12 protein-coding genes are annotated in these 14,222 nt (G+C 34.4%); 5 read left to right on the top strand and 7 right to left on the bottom strand.

The window, feature by feature from the left end; genetic code table 11:
* Positions 1-33: 33 nt before the first annotated feature.
* Both purF and dapB read right to left on the bottom strand, forming a co-directional pair.
* Positions 34-1,374 (bottom strand): amidophosphoribosyltransferase, encoded by a 1,341-nt coding sequence (purF, locus tag CSUIS_RS01305; protein WP_086296794.1) that lies wholly within the window; start codon positions 1,372-1,374, stop codon positions 34-36.
* 1 nt (position 1,375) lies between these two features.
* Positions 1,376-2,137, bottom strand: coding sequence for a 4-hydroxy-tetrahydrodipicolinate reductase (gene dapB, locus CSUIS_RS01310; RefSeq protein WP_086296795.1), 762 nt, complete (start codon positions 2,135-2,137; stop codon positions 1,376-1,378).
* A 201-nt stretch (positions 2,138-2,338) separates the two neighbouring features.
* Here dapB and CSUIS_RS01315 point away from each other — a divergent pair, with 201 nt between their 5' ends.
* Complete coding sequence (locus CSUIS_RS01315) at positions 2,339-2,842, top strand: hypothetical protein (protein WP_086296796.1); 504 nt, start codon at positions 2,339-2,341, stop codon at positions 2,840-2,842.
* Positions 2,787-4,031, top strand: a complete 1,245-nt coding sequence (locus CSUIS_RS01320) for an autotransporter outer membrane beta-barrel domain-containing protein (RefSeq protein ID WP_086296797.1) — start codon at positions 2,787-2,789, stop codon at positions 4,029-4,031. Before CSUIS_RS01315 ends, CSUIS_RS01320 begins: the two co-directional genes overlap by 56 nt.
* A 497-nt stretch (positions 4,032-4,528) precedes the next feature.
* Here CSUIS_RS01320 and CSUIS_RS01325 read toward each other — a convergent pair whose 3' ends face one another.
* From CSUIS_RS01325 to CSUIS_RS01335, 3 genes are read right to left on the bottom strand one after another with little or no spacing between them, the layout of a single operon-like run.
* Positions 4,529-5,647, bottom strand: coding sequence for a cytochrome b/b6 domain-containing protein (locus CSUIS_RS01325; protein ID WP_086296798.1), 1,119 nt, complete (start codon positions 5,645-5,647; stop codon positions 4,529-4,531).
* Entirely contained in the window at positions 5,628-6,125 is a 498-nt protein-coding gene (locus tag CSUIS_RS01330; RefSeq protein WP_086296799.1) for a diheme cytochrome c, read from the bottom strand. The genes CSUIS_RS01325 and CSUIS_RS01330 overlap by 20 nt, the downstream gene beginning before the upstream one ends.
* Before the next feature lie 9 nt (positions 6,126-6,134).
* The gene (locus tag CSUIS_RS01335; protein ID WP_086296800.1) at positions 6,135-6,548 is read right to left on the bottom strand and encodes a DUF1924 domain-containing protein; all 414 of its coding nucleotides are present in this window, start codon (positions 6,546-6,548) and stop codon (positions 6,135-6,137) included.
* Positions 6,549-6,662: 114 nt separating this feature from the next.
* Here CSUIS_RS01335 and CSUIS_RS01340 point away from each other — a divergent pair, with 114 nt between their 5' ends.
* Genes CSUIS_RS01340 through CSUIS_RS01350 form a run of 3 tightly spaced genes read left to right on the top strand, consistent with a single transcriptional unit; the run spans position 6,663 to position 11,366 of the window.
* A complete protein-coding gene (locus CSUIS_RS01340) occupies positions 6,663-9,059 on the top strand; it encodes a hypothetical protein (RefSeq protein WP_086296801.1) in 2,397 nt (798 codons plus the stop codon).
* A gap of 3 nt (positions 9,060-9,062) precedes the next feature.
* Positions 9,063-10,871, top strand: coding sequence for a glutamine--fructose-6-phosphate transaminase (isomerizing) (glmS, locus tag CSUIS_RS01345; protein ID WP_086296802.1), 1,809 nt, complete (start codon positions 9,063-9,065; stop codon positions 10,869-10,871).
* A 27-nt stretch (positions 10,872-10,898) separates the two neighbouring features.
* Positions 10,899-11,366, top strand: coding sequence for a tetratricopeptide repeat protein (locus tag CSUIS_RS01350; protein ID WP_086296803.1), 468 nt, complete (start codon positions 10,899-10,901; stop codon positions 11,364-11,366).
* Between the two features lie 52 nt (positions 11,367-11,418).
* Here CSUIS_RS01350 and murI read toward each other — a convergent pair whose 3' ends face one another.
* Both murI and CSUIS_RS01360 read right to left on the bottom strand, forming a co-directional pair.
* Entirely contained in the window at positions 11,419-12,177 is a 759-nt protein-coding gene (gene murI, locus CSUIS_RS01355; RefSeq protein WP_086296804.1) for a glutamate racemase, read from the bottom strand.
* On the bottom strand, positions 12,177-13,976 hold the full coding sequence (locus CSUIS_RS01360) for a menaquinone biosynthesis decarboxylase (protein ID WP_086296805.1): 1,800 nt from the start codon (positions 13,974-13,976) through the stop codon (positions 12,177-12,179). Before CSUIS_RS01360 ends, murI begins: the two co-directional genes overlap by 1 nt.
* Positions 13,977-14,222 lie beyond the last annotated feature (246 nt).

Here is a 14,222-nt window from a genome sequence, read left to right on the forward strand (position 1 = left end):
ATTTGGCTAGAGATAGCCAAATTTACTTTAAAGTTAACTTATAAAATAATCCCCATCAAAGCTAACAAGCGAATACTTACGCTCACTTCCTAGCCCTGTAGTTAGCTCATCAATGCTTAAAAACTCCAAGCTATCCGCACCAATAAATTTACACACCTCTCTAGCATCCATCCTAGCGCTGATTAACTCTTCATAACTTGGCGTATCGATACCATATCTACAAGGATGTTTGATCTCAGGAGCGGCGATTTTCATATGAATTTCCCTAGCTCCAGCATTGCGTAAAAGCTCTACAATCTTCTTGCTAGTTGTCCCACGCACTATGCTATCATCGATTACTACAATACTTTTGCCTTTTAAGAGACTACTCATAGGATTTAATTTCAATTTAACCTTAAGGTTTCTCATCTCTTGGGTTGGCTCTATAAAGGTTCTGCCCACATAGTGATTTCTCACAATCGCCATCTCAAATGGGATTTTACTCCTAGCAGCATACCCCAAAGCCGCAGGCACACCGGAGTCTGGCACCGGCACGACAAAATCAGCCTTACAAGTGGATTTATCAGCTAAAATTTCACCAAGCTTTTTTCTAATCTCATATACATTTTTACCATCTATCACACTATCAGGTCTAGCAAAATATATATACTCAAAAGCGCAAATTCTAGGGTCTTTAGCCTCAAATAGATCTATGCTTTTAAATGAGCTTTTGCCCTCTTCAAATACAATCATCTCGCCAGGCGCTACATCACGCACAAATGTAGCCCCCACCAGATCAAAAGCACAGCTCTCACTAGCTATGATATATCCACCATCTTTTAATCTACCTATACTAAGAGGCCTAACGCCGTATGGATCACGCACCACAAACATCTTAGAGCGACTCAAAATCAACAAACAATACGCCCCAACGATCTGCCCCAAAGCCTCTATAATGCGATCTTGTAAATTCTCTTTTTTGCTTTTAGCTATTAAATGTAAGATATTTTCTGTATCCATATTGGATTGAAATATCGCACCATCTTCGATTAATCGCTCCCTAACTTCATATTTATTAATCAAATTTCCATTATGAACGATACTAATCTCACCCAAAGAGTATTTCGCACTCACCGGCTGAGCATCTAGCACACTATCACTTCCAGCGGTTGAATATCTATTATGCCCTATAGCCATCTGCCCTTGCAATATCTCAAAGCTATCGCTATTAAAAACCTCAGTTACTAAGCCTCTATTTTTAATAGTTTTAATCTGTTGATTATAACTAGAGCTAATCCCACTTGCCTCTTGCCCTCTATGCTGCATAGAAAATAGCCCATAATAGGCCGTTTTAGCCGCATCTTTTGAATTTATTACCCCTACTATCGCACACATTTTATATCCCTAAAGCATCATATATTGTATATAATTTTGGCTCTTTATCAGCTAGCCAAATTCCTGCTTTTATCGCACCTTTAGCAAATGTAGCCCTACTTGTAGCTGTGTGATTAAGCTCTATATACTCACCATCGTTATAAAATCCAACCGTATGCCTACCCACTATATCACCACCACGAAGTGACATTACGGCTATTTCATTTTTACTTCTAGCTCCTGTTATCCCATCACGAGCACTTACTCTTACATTAGATAAATTTAGATCTCTACCTTTTGCCGCGTGCTCTCCAAGCGTCAAGGCAGTGCCACTTGGTGCGTCTATTTTATTTCTATGGTGCATCTCGACAATCTCAATATCAAAATCACTTAGCACCCTACTAGCCATCTGTGTTAGGCGATTTAGCACCGCTATACCTAGGCTCATATTTGTAGCTTGAAGTATTGGCATTGTGGAGCTTGCAAGTTTGATTAGCTCCATACCCTCATCGCCCAATCCAGTAGTCCCAATCACTAGTGGCTTTGGATTTGTCCTAGCGTAATTTATCAAATTTATAGAAGCACTTGCTATACTAAAATCAATAACCACATCGCTATTATCAAATAAAACATTATATTTATCAGTAACTATCACGCCATCATCTACGCTCATAGGCTCTATAGTGTATGCTACTGATAATTTAGCGTTATTAAGCCCTTTTAAATTTGCGATTATCTCGCTTCCCATTTTGCCACTTGCTCCGTGCAAACCTATATGAATCATCATCGCCCTTTTTGGATAAATTGAGATTTTATTTTAGCCAAAAAAAGATAAAAATAGCAAATTTATAAGTTGAAGTATTTGAAATTTTATTATTGATTTTTTATTTTTTAAATTATTTTTTATTTATTATAAAAATTTAAACTTAGATTAATGGGGGGGGGTATAATACCCACTTTAAATTTACAATTTTAAGGAGGCAATATGAAAATTTCTAAAATTACAAGTGCGGCTATAATTAGCTTTGGTTTGAGTGGATCTTTATATGCCGATATTCCGCCCATTGATAAGTATGACACTCTTGATGATCCTAAATATCAACATATAAGGGATTTCTATGCTTTTGCACTAACATCAACATATGATCATCCAAGAGATACTAATTTTTGGACACAAGAACTAAATACTTTTATAGATAACAAAATAAATAGTGGAATAAGTCCAAGTGAAGCAGAACTCACTCAAACGATTAATGACTTTATTAATATATATCCAAAATTAAATATCACAATCGAGCAAATCCAAAGTCAAATCGATAAATATACAGATATTATAGCAAATAATCCTACATATTCTGATTTAAAATCCTTTGGCGAAGCTTTGATATATTATCAAAATGCTCGCAATAATCCAAGTGGCAATCAAGGGTTAAATGTATATGCTGCAAGGAAGATGGCGATGTTTTATAGAAGCACACTTTGTTGGTAGTACAACTGCGTATTATGCTGGTGGTCCAAAAATAGGCACAATGCAAAAATATTTTGATAGAATAGAATATTTTAAAAATAATGGCACGATTGGTGTAGAAGCGGGATCTGTAAACGCAATAATAGAACTCGCCCAAGAAATCTTCAACACCGCCATCAAAGAACTACAATCTTTAGAGAAAAACTCAATCCAAAACTCCCTTGAAGCATTAAAGCTAAATACAAATATAAACTCTATAATAAGCTTAAGTAAAAATGCTCTTGATGCTAGGGTTATATCTTTATTAAATCCAAATAATAGTAGTATGGCTCTAGCCTCAGCTATAAAAAACCTTGATGGGGTAGAGTTTGCCTCTTGTGATGATGAGGCTTTAGCTTGTATGATTAGAGACTATACAAAGAGATTTGAAACTAATAATAATCTATGGGCTAATATCTTAGGAGCTAAAGCATATTTAAAAAATAGCCCAGATACTAAGATATATGGTTTTATATTTGGATATGATTATGCATTTGATAGTGATATAGTTGGAGTATTCTTTAGCTATGCTAAAGCAAAAAGCAGTGGAGATAATATAGTAAATAGTAGTGATAACTACCAACTTGGTATCTACTCAAAAAGCTTCTTTGGAAATTCAGAACTAGATAGTAAAATCTACTATGGAATTAGTAAGAGTGATTATAGCAAGAATGTATTAAATAGTATCTACACAGCTGATTATGATACTAATTTTGCTGGGATTGAGCTAGAGTATGGATATGTATTTGATACTAATAATATATTTATAAAGCCACTTATTGGACTAAATTATAATTATATAAAAACAAAAGATTTTAATGAGAGTGGAGATATAAACTTACACTATAATAAAACAACTAATAAAAACGCCACTGCTAAATTAGGAGTTGAGCTTAGAAAATACTATGATGAGTATAGCTACTTCTATTTCAAACCAGCCCTTGAGAGAGATATATACAAAAGTGGCACAGATAGTGTAGCAAATTTCGTAGGAAATGAGTATAGTATAATAAGTCAAGCTGATGAGAAAAAACACACCTATATAAACACAACCTTAGGTGCTGAAGTATCTCTAAATAACTCATTTAGCATAAATGCCAACATAGGAGCAAAACTAAGAAATAATGAGAAAATCTATAATGGAACACTAGGGGTTAAGTATAAGTTTTAATTTAAAATAAATAGATAAAAAGAAAACTGAGCTATAGCTCAGTTTTTATAAAATAAAAATGCCAAACTGGGAAGGGGCTCTGATTTTTAAGGGATAGGGAAAACCCATTTTTACCTACTTTTAACGCACGAACGAAGTCCGTGCTAAAGTAGCAAATACTAAAGTCCCCATAAATGGGGTACCCCACTTGTGGGGCTTCAGGTGGGTCAAGGGAGCGTAGCTTCTTGTCGCAAAGTGGAGCTTTGCTCCACTGCGAAGTTAAAAATAGTTTCCCCTGCCCCTTAAAGAAAAGAATTTAAAAAAGTTTGTCGCAAAGACTAGCTTGGCTCTAGTGAAGTTAAACCATAATTTCATTCGCATTTGTCGGATGGATAACTTTAGGTGGGTTAAGGGAGCGTAGCTCCCTGTCGCAAACGGCGACTCGTTGCCGTGCGAAGTAAAAATAGTTAAAAGCCATAAAATAGCTCTTTAACCTTATGAAATAAGCGTTTGTAAATTCAGAATCGCTTTATTTTCTCGTAATCTATCAAGCTTTTTTGGATTATGCCATTTTGTATATCTTTATGGCAAGCGGTGCAGTTTGCCTTAGATTTTATATCATCTCTTAAAAATACTTTTTCATCTATTTTTCTATGCTTTTTTATCCAATATTCATTTTGAGTTATGGCTATATTTTGGTCGTTTTTGGCATATTTTAGTATATTAAATGCTGTTTTATTGCTATTCATTTGAGCAGAATTAGCAAGTAAAAAATTTAATATATTTTGATTTGCCTCTTCATCTATGCTAGCATCATCGCCAAAGTGATTTTCCAAATTTGCCATCATTATCTCCCATGATTTTTTAGGTAGTAAAAATGGCGGATAGAGCATATGGCAGCTTCCACACTCTTTGGCAAATACGGCATTTTGTGAGCTATAATCCACCTTTAAAGCGTGAGATTTTAATATAAAATTATCCCTATTTAAAATATATAAAAAAGCAGCAATTATGGCTAAAATCCACACTAAGCAAAAGATTTTTTGAGCTAAATTTGCCTTTACGCTCTCATCATTTTTAGTTAGTTTATAGCCTGTTATCATAGAGTTTAAAGCATCATTTTTATGTATGAATTTATCTATCAAAGCCCCACAAATATGGATAATAGCCACTATTAAAAGCAGATTTGCCGATACTTCGTGTATGGATTTTACAAATTTAAGCTCATTATAATTATTGTATAAAAATGCAAAAATTCCGCTATTTTCATCTATTCCATAGAGCATAAGCCCAGATATAACGCAGATAAATCCAAGGCTTAGCATAATTATGATTGCTATGCTTGAGGCGGGATTGTGCCCGATAAATTTCTCTTTTTTGCTAAAAAAAGATAGGAAATATCCGCCTAATCCGCTAAATTTAAAATCGCTAAATTTAGAGTATTTTGTCCCGATAAATCCCCAAATTATCCTAAATATAATCGCTACGCCAAATATCACGCCAAAAGCGGCGTGAAAATATAGCAAACCATCAAATTCGCTAAGCAAATATGATATAGCAAGACCAAGTATCAATGCAATATGAGAAAATCTCGCCGCAAAACTGTAAATATAGCTCTTAATCACGCCAAGCCCCATAATTTGGTATATCTATAGTTTTTTTGCTATATATTCCAAGATCGGCTTTTTTATGACAGGCGGTGCAGTTTGATAGAGTTTTGACCTCTTTTTGCGTAATCATCCATTTTTCTATCTTTTTATGCTTTTTTATATGGTATGGAATTTCAGTTATAGACTGGTATAAAACGCCATTTTCTAGCGATTTTGTGATTTTCGCACTTTTTTTATAATTCATCGCATTTTGACTAGCATTTGCCAAAAGATAGCTAAGTATGCTTTTATTTGTCTTATCATCAATGCTCGCATCAGTGCCATAGTGATCGGCTAAATTTTTCATTATAAACTCCCAAGACTGAGTTGGCATAAGACCTGGCTGATAGCCAAAATGACAAGTGGCACACTCTTTTTTATATAGCTCATTATCTACTGGTTTTACATCTAAGCCCTTTGCTTGTAAGCTTAAAATAGCTACAAATATAAATAGTAAAAATCTCATTTTTTCTCCTTATTGTTTGATTAGATAGTAAAGGACATCGCCTTTTTCTATAGCGGTTCCCTCTCTTAAATATACATCTTTAAAATTTCTTTTTAGCCATTTTTTCACCTCTTTTACATCACTTAGTCTAGATGGATTTGCACTTGGCGAAAGTGGGGCTATGGTTTTGTTTGTAAAGATATTTGTGGCCTCTTTTTTAAGGTCGCTTCCATGGCAGCTTTGACAGGATATTTCTTGCGAGTTTTTGCCAATATTTTTGGTAGTAAAGATTTTTTCGCCCCTTAAAGCGTCAAAATCTTTGAAATTTGGATCTAGATTTTTAGCTTCTAACCTTAGCTCATCTATATAGCCTTGCATAGCAGGATTAAACTGGGCGGCATTTAAAGCATACGCACACAAAAATAGTAACGCTACTTTTTTCATAATCTCTCCTTATAAAATGATGTGGAATTATAAGTAAAAATTGTTTAATCGTTGTTAAATTTTCTAATATAATTAAAAGCTGAATTTGGGTAGAATGCCGCCTAAAGGAAGTAGATGAGAGCTAAAAATATAACAATTATAAAATTAAAAGATGATATTACAAAGTGTAAAAATGGCCTAAAGAGCAATTTTATGCGTCTTGGGGGTAGGAATTATGGAATTTATCAATCCAAAGAGATAGATAAGTTTTTAAAATCAGCCTTTGATATACTTAAATTTGACTCATTTGGGGATTTTGAGCCAAATGATGATAGTGTGCCTTTGTGTGTGATGGCTATTGGTAGCTATGCACTTGCTGAGATGAGCGTTAAGAGTCATATAGAACTAGCTATAATATATAAAAATGAGCTAGGCTACAACTCCAAATCCATAGCTTATAGATATACTAATATCTTAAAAGATGTTGGCTTAGATGTTAAGGCTAAGCTCTATGAGAGAGATGAGCTTGATTTGATTGCTAATGATATTGAGCTAACGGTGCTATTTAGCCATATTCGCTTTGTGTGTGGATCAAAAATGCTATATAAAGATGTTAAAAATCAAATATCTCAAATAAATGAGAGCAAAAAAGATGAGTTGATTATGTATCATCTGCATAAACTTGAGCCGATGAATTGTCCGCACTATTTGGATTGTAGTCCAAATTTATTTAGCGGAAATGGCGGATTTATGGATTATAAAAGGGTATTTAGCCTTTTTGGCGCAAATCCAAAAACAAGTGTATTAAAATATATTGATGAAAATGAGTTAAGTGAGATGAATTTGGCATTTGATTATATTAGCTCACTTCGCTCAGCTCTTCAAATTAGCGGTGGCGGAGAGATTTTGGGGCGTGAATATTTAGATTTAGTTTGCGAAGTTATGCAAACAAAAGCCAAAAAAGGTCTAAGCCCACAAGAGATACTATTAAGCAAATGCCTATGGGCTATGCATACTATATATATCTATTCTAGATATTTAGCTAGAAGTGCCTTTGGTGTTAAAATATCTTTAGGCACAGCTAGAGTGTGCCGCTTACCAAGTGGGCTATATAATATCGCAAATACAATCTACGCACCAAGTCGTAAAAAGCCAAAAGATCTTAAACTCATACTTAAGGATTTAAGCCTTTTGCCAGATGTGGAGCTTAAATTTGATATAAGCGTTTTAATCTATATAAAGCGTTTAGAAGATAGTAGCTCTCCAAAGGTTTATGAGGGGTTAAAAAAGATATTAAATCGCAGACATAGCAAGGATATTTTAAAATTACTACTAGATAGCTCAAAGCTACTTAAAATCATAAAGCCAATGGAATTTAGCTCACATTTAGCTAGTTTAGAAGGTGAGTATAGCCTAGATGAGAGTTGCGTGGCTATAGTTGCACAGCTTGAGAGGATTGAAGATAGATTTGCTTTTAGCCTTTATGCTGATCTTTGCGCTAATGGAAAAATGCTATTAAAGCTAGTAGCACTACTTCATCAAGCGTCGCCAAATTATGTAAGTAGTGCTAATATATTTCGCTCATATTGTGCGAAATTAGATTTAATGCAAAAGACCATAAATATGGGTATTAATCTGATTAAAAATCAAAATCAACTAATAGATATTTTATCAGAGTCAATTAGTGAGCCATTAATGCTAAATTTAGTAAGCTCTATAAAAGAAAAACAAGCCCTAAAATTATTATATATCCTAACTTACGCTAGGCTAAAAGCTAAGAATTTAAATCACTTTAATCAAGCTCAAAATGCCAAACTTCGTCAAATTTACGATAGTGCCTTAAGTGCTTTTGATAGTGATGAGAGCCTTATGGATATTGTCAATAAAAGGACTAAAAAGATAGAATTATTAAAAAAACAGAAAGAATTTATCGCCTTAGATAAGCAGATAAAAGATCAAATTTTAAGCATAGAGTCTAATTGGTTTTTTAGTAAATATAGCCAACAGCAAATAATAGATATAGCGCTTAGAGCCAGTGAGTGCTCAAATATAGATCTAGAGCTAACTAGCCATAGTTTGCAAATCATAGCCAAAAGAAATTGGAATATGGCTATGGCACTTAGGGAGCTTCGTGGGTTTGATCTTGCGTATATGGAGATTTGTGAGCTTTTTGATGGTAAGAGCTATATAAGGCTTGATTATAATTCTAATATTGATAAGAGCAAAAATCAGATTATCCAAGCTCTTTGCTCTAAGGAGAAGCCGCAATATGATAAGCCAGTAATCTTGCCAAATGAGGTTGGATTTGATATGAATTATTCTCAAAGCTATGCTAAATTAAATATAAATTCAAAAGATCAGCGAGGCTTTATGATCTATATTTTAAGTATGCTTAGCAAATTTCAAATTAAGTTAGCAAATGCTAGAATACAAACCATCAAAAATCGCACTAGAAATATGTTTCTTTTATCTATGGAAGATGGGTTAAAAGATAAAATTGATAAGTTTTTAAAAGAGATTATAACGGAGTGAAATATGTGTGGAATCGTCGGATATATAGGCAGTAAAGAGAAGAAAAATATTATATTAAATGGACTAAAAGAGCTTGAATATCGTGGTTATGATAGTGCTGGAATGGCGATTGCTACTAGCGATGAGATAGGCTATTATAAGGCAGTTGGAAAGCTTGAGAATTTAGCTAATAAGATGAAAGAGTGCGAGTATAAAGGAGATGGAGTAGCCATAGGTCATACTAGATGGGCTACCCACGGCAAACCTACTGAGATCAATGCTCATCCGCATCTTGGCGAGTATAGCTTTGTTATCCATAATGGAATTATAGAAAATTATAAAGAGCTAAAAGATGAGCTAGAAGCTAAGGGTGTGAAATTTATAAGCCAGACTGATACAGAGGTTATAGTTCATCTTTTTGAAGAGTATAATAAGAGTGCTAAAACCCCATTTGAAGCCTATAAAAAGACAATCTCAAGGCTAAAGGGTGCTTATGCTACCTTGCTTGTGACTAAGGCTGCTCCTGGTGAGCTATTTTTTGCTAAAAATGCAGCCCCTTTGATAATTGCTAGAGATGGCGATGAGATTTATCTATCTAGCTCAGACTCTGCGCTTATCGGTCTAGCTAAGGACGCTATATATCTTGAAGATGGCGTTTATGGCGTAGCAAAGCTTGGGAATTTGACTATTTTTGATGAGAATAATCAAGAGATAAAGCCAAATTTCACCGAGCTACCAAAAGATAAAGGCTACGCTTTAAAAGATGGCTATAGATTTTTTATGGAAAAAGAGATTTATGAGCAATCCCAAGTGATCGCTGAGTGCTTGATGGGTAGATTAAGCGATAGCGATCTGAATTTGGATATAGATGAGAGTATATTTAATAATATAGAAGAAGTTGTATTATGTGCGTGTGGGACGAGCTACCACGCCGCCCTTGTAGCTAGCTATCTATTAGAAAGACTTGCTAAGATTAGGGCTAGTGTGGTTGTGGCTAGTGAATTTAGATACAAAGAGCCGTTTTTAAATCCAAATTCTCTATTTATAGTAATTAGCCAAAGTGGCGAGACGGCTGATACCTTAGAGGCTTTAAAGATCGCTAAAAGGGCGAATTTAAACACCTTAGCCATATGTAATGTGGATAATTCAAGCATTGTTAGAATGGCTAAGGAGGTATTGCTCACTCGTGCTGGGATAGAAAAAGGAGTAGCAAGTACCAAGGCCTTTGCCACTCAAGTCATTTGTCTATGGATGCTAACTTTAAAATTAGCTAAAATTCGTAGCACCATAAGTCAAGAGATGCTCCAAAATGAGATTAAAGCACTTCGCAATATCCCAACTATTGTAAATTTCGATAAAATCTTACAAGAAAAAATTTATCGCAAAGCCAAGCACTATGTCCATGGGCATGGATTTTTCTTTATCGGAAGGGATATTTTTTACCCACTTGCACTTGAAGGGGCGCTTAAATTAAAAGAGATTAGCTATTTACACGCCGAGGGCTATCCAGCTGGAGAGATGAAGCACGGCCCAATAGCTTTAGCTGATGAGGGGCTATATACGATTGCGCTTTTGCCACAAACCATTTTATATGATAAAACCAAATCAAATATAGAGGAGTTAGCGGCTAGAGATGCGTTTATAACCACCATTTCTCCTTTGGAATTTGAGCTTAGCGATGATTTTATAAGGATAAATTCGCATTCGCACCCGATGAGTGAGTTTTTTGAGATTATGATTATATTACAGCTATTTGCCCTTGAGATATCTATTAGATTAGGCAATGATGTGGATATGCCACGCAATCTTGCTAAGAGTGTAACGGTGGAGTAGAATTAAATTTATTTGTAAAGGATATTGATGAAAAAGTTCATTTTAATAATTTCGCTATTTTTTGGCGTGGTTGATGGTGAAGAAGTTTTAGATCCTAAAAAGTTAGAAATCTCTTGCGATAATGGAGATATGGATGCTTGCTATAACCTTGGAGTTTTATATGATGATGGTAATGGTGTAAAGCAGAATTACCAAAAAGCTGCTAAGCTATATCAAAAATCCTGTGATAATAATCATGTATTGAGTTGTGCTGCTCTTGGACGCTTATATATATTTGGCAATGGAGTAAGACAAAATCACCAAAAAGCCGCTGAGTTAATTAGAAAAGCGTGTGATAATAATGATACACTTAGTTGTATTGCTCTTGGGATTTTATATGAAAATGGCAAAGGCTTAAGACAAGATTACACTATGGCTAAGGAGTATTATGATAAGGCTTGTAAATTAGGCGATCAAAAAGGTTGCGATAGATATAAAAGATTAAGTAGTAGATAAATTTATATTAGCGTAGTAATCTTTTGGTTAAGATTTATCTCTTTTTATGGGATTAAATCTTAGCCATCTTATCAAGCCTTGATAGAAATGGGGCAATGCGATTTATACTCTCTTTTCTTTTAGATGAGTAGTAAGTTAGCCTTACTGGTTGAGTTTTACCACATGTTCCTATTTCGCTGATTTTTCTTTTGATTTGGCGGATTGTCCCGCTAACGCCATCTACAATCTTACAATTTGGCATTAAAGCATTAAAGCTATCTTTAAAATAGTTAAAATGCGTACATCCTAGCACCAAAAGCGAGATATTTTCTCTATTAAATCGCTCTAGCTCCTTAGCGATATACCTACGCACTTTATCAGTATCAAACTCCATATTTTGGGCAAACTCCACAAGCCTAGGCATAGGCAAGAGATATGTTTTATCGCTTAAATTTGATCGTTTTATCAGCTCATTTAGTTTAGCACCTTTTATGGTAGCTGGAGTGGCAATGACTAGTATATCGCCACTTGAGTTCTCTCCTAATTTAACCGCTGGCTCCATTCCTATAATCGGCAAGGTAAATTTGCTCCTAAGTTCGCTTACGGCTGCACTGGTAGCGGTATTACACGCAATGACGATTATATCAGCCATAGGGCGTAAAAACTCCACCGCATCGATGCTAAGGACTTTTATCTCATCAATGCTTTTTACCCCATAAGGTGCGTTATCATTATCAGCAAAATAGATAAAATCACACCCATCAATCTCTCTCATAGCTTCATTTAAAAGGCTTAGTCCCCCAAATCCAGAGTCAAATACCGCTACAACCATTATCCAAATATCTCAAATTTCTCAAATAAATTTTCATCATCATCTATTAAGCCTCTTTTAATAAGGTTATTTACTATATTTTTATTACAATTAGTCTCCTTTGGCCACTCTTTTGTATAGCCATCATCTATATTTTTACGAGTAGCATCGATGAATATCTGCTCACCATCTATATGTATATCCCGTTGCGCATCGATACTATTTGTTATACGCCAAGTCATCATATATGGATTGTTTAATCTTGCGTCGCTATCTACGAAAATTACTATCTTAAAATGCCTTTTAAATTCCAAAAGAGAATTAAAAAGTGGTTTTAAATTTGACTTTTTATCTATTTTAACCATACAAATTGGATTTTTACTATCGGTAAAATATTGATAAATATCTAAAATATCAAGATTAATCTTTTTAAATTTACTTAGTAGCTCAGCATCGCTTATAACCTCTACTGGCAAAGGAGCATAATCGATAGAAGCGTCAATCCCTAGCTTACCACCATAGCAAGAATTTGGACTAGCATGATCTAATTGATCGCAAATTCCGCTTGTGATTAAGCAACTTTTAGGGCTAAATCTATTTAAAATAAATTTAGCCAAATTCTCATAATCTCCTAAATCTGGTGCGTCATCTGGGACAAATATAGCGTGCTTTACAAAGCTCATTTGCCCCACACCCCAAAATGCATGCATAATCTGCTGAGCGTGAGCTGGGTAAAGATGGTTAAATTTAGCCAAAATTAGATTATGAAATACCCCATTTTCAGGCATTTTATAATCGATTAAATCCGGCACACTTGTCTGTAAAAGTGGCAAAAATATACGCTCTGTCGCATAACCCATATATTTATCTTCTAAAGGTGGTTTGCCTACTACGGTTGCGGAAAATATCGGATTTTTTTTATGCGTAATCTTGCTTACTTTCATTAGCGGAAATGGCTCAATTGGCGTGTAATACCCAGTATGATCGCCAAATTTACCCTCATCTCTTAGCTCATTTGGATCTACAAAACCCTCGATTACAAAATCAGCATCAAAAGGCACATATATATCATTAGTAAGCGATTTTACCAGTTTTGGAGCTTTTTTGCGGATAAATCCATATAGCATTAGCTCAAAAATATTTTTTGGCAATGGGGCTTGTCCGCACCATATATATAAAGGATCGCCACCGATAGCTACGCTAACTGGCATTTTGACTCCTGCTTTTTTATACTCGCAAAAAAAATGAGCCCCATCTTTGTGGATTTGCCAGTGCATTCCTAGCTCATCTTTTGAGTGAATCTGCAGGCGATACATTCCTAAATTTTGAGTAGTGCCATTTAGCGTTTTAGTATAGACTTGCCCCATCGTGATAAATGCGCCACCATCGTAATCCCAAGTTTTTAAAACTGGAAGTTTATATAAATTTGACTCCATCTGACACTCTTGGCATACTCCTTTGCCCTTTAATCTTTTTGGAAAAATCGATTTTAAGCTTAAAATATGAGAAAAAAAGTCAATCTTTTCTTTTATAGAATTTGGTTTTTTAGGCTTTAAAAGCATAGAAATTTCATTGGCAATATCATCAATATTACGCCCAAAAATCAGCTCCAAAGCCTTAAAACTACCAAAAATATTTGTAATAACAGGCGGAAATTTATCCCCATTTTTATTTGTAGGATTGGTAAATAATAACGCTTTAGAATCACTCTTTTTAACCTCAATATAGCTAAGATGAGCAATCTCAAGCTCAATATCGCATGGCTCATCAATAATTTTTAAAAGATTATTTTCTTTGAGTAAATTTATATATCTTTGCATATTTTCTCCATTTTAAAACAGATAAGTCTATCATAATATATAAAATATTTAGAAAAATTAGATGTAATTTATGAATTTTGCTTATAAAATTCATAATAATATTAAATTTAATTGATTTTATACATCCCCCTCCCCAATCATTCAGCAAACTTTAAGTATATCTCTTATATAATTCCAGCTCACGAATTGAGAAGCACCTTCTTATAGTTGGATAAATCATCTCTTTATCGTTTCTGTTTTTTAATT

The organism is Campylobacter porcelli (genome assembly GCF_002139855.1).
Classification (GTDB): Bacteria; Campylobacterota; Campylobacteria; order Campylobacterales; family Campylobacteraceae; genus Campylobacter; species Campylobacter porcelli.

Coding starts and splice junctions, on each gene's coding strand:
- murI (WP_086296804.1), bottom strand. CDS start 12,177: ATGGTTGTAGCGGTATTTGACTCTGGATTTGGGGGACTAAGCCTTTTA.
- CSUIS_RS01350 (WP_086296803.1), top strand. CDS start 10,899: ATGAAAAAGTTCATTTTAATAATTTCGCTATTTTTTGGCGTGGTTGAT.
- CSUIS_RS01335 (WP_086296800.1), bottom strand. CDS start 6,548: ATGAAAAAAGTAGCGTTACTATTTTTGTGTGCGTATGCTTTAAATGCC.
- CSUIS_RS01360 (WP_086296805.1), bottom strand. CDS start 13,976: ATGCAAAGATATATAAATTTACTCAAAGAAAATAATCTTTTAAAAATT.
- CSUIS_RS01330 (WP_086296799.1), bottom strand. CDS start 6,125: ATGAGATTTTTACTATTTATATTTGTAGCTATTTTAAGCTTACAAGCA.
- CSUIS_RS01320 (WP_086296797.1), top strand. CDS start 2,787: ATGTATATGCTGCAAGGAAGATGGCGATGTTTTATAGAAGCACACTTT.
- CSUIS_RS01315 (WP_086296796.1), top strand. CDS start 2,339: ATGAAAATTTCTAAAATTACAAGTGCGGCTATAATTAGCTTTGGTTTG.
- dapB (WP_086296795.1), bottom strand. CDS start 2,137: ATGATTCATATAGGTTTGCACGGAGCAAGTGGCAAAATGGGAAGCGAG.
- CSUIS_RS01340 (WP_086296801.1), top strand. CDS start 6,663: ATGAGAGCTAAAAATATAACAATTATAAAATTAAAAGATGATATTACA.
- glmS (WP_086296802.1), top strand. CDS start 9,063: ATGTGTGGAATCGTCGGATATATAGGCAGTAAAGAGAAGAAAAATATT.
- purF (WP_086296794.1), bottom strand. CDS start 1,374: ATGTGTGCGATAGTAGGGGTAATAAATTCAAAAGATGCGGCTAAAACG.
- CSUIS_RS01325 (WP_086296798.1), bottom strand. CDS start 5,647: ATGGGGCTTGGCGTGATTAAGAGCTATATTTACAGTTTTGCGGCGAGA.